The sequence below is a fragment of the Heliobacterium chlorum genome, assembly GCF_014502795.1.
Classification (GTDB): domain Bacteria; phylum Bacillota; class Desulfitobacteriia; order Heliobacteriales; family Heliobacteriaceae; genus Heliobacterium; species Heliobacterium chlorum.
The window spans coordinates 1-345 of record NZ_JACVHF010000199.1; the positions used below are offsets into that span (position 1 = coordinate 1).

4 tRNA genes are annotated in these 345 nt (G+C 52.8%); all 4 read right to left on the reverse strand.

Features of this window, described 5'->3' with window-relative positions:
- Position 1: 1 nt before the first annotated feature.
- A tRNA-Arg gene (locus H1S01_RS20985) sits at positions 2 to 78 on the reverse strand.
- Positions 79 to 82: 4 nt separating this feature from the next.
- Positions 83 to 157, reverse strand: a tRNA-Gly gene (locus tag H1S01_RS20990).
- Positions 158 to 176: 19 nt separating this feature from the next.
- Positions 177 to 250 (reverse strand) — tRNA-Gly (locus H1S01_RS20995).
- A 19-nt stretch (positions 251 to 269) separates the two neighbouring features.
- Positions 270 to 345: transfer RNA gene (locus H1S01_RS21000), tRNA-Thr, on the reverse strand.

Below are 345 nucleotides of genomic sequence, written 5' to 3' on the forward strand. Positions count from 1 at the left end.
ATGGCGCGCCCGAAGGGATTCGAACCCCTGACCTCTTGATTCGTAGTCAATTACTCTATCCAGCTGAGCTACGGGCGCACAATGGAGCGGAAGACGAGATTCGAACTCGCGACCCTCGCCTTGGCAAGGCGATGCTCTACCGCTGAGCTACTTCCGCATGGTGTATGAAATTTAGATGGAGCGGGTGATGGGAATCGAACCCACGTAACTAGCTTGGAAGGCTAGGGCTTTACCATTAAGCTACACCCGCATAGGTATTATTTTGATAATGGAGCCGGCGACAGGACTTGAACCCGCAACCTACTGATTACAAGTCAGTTGCTCTACCAGTTGAGCTACGCCGGC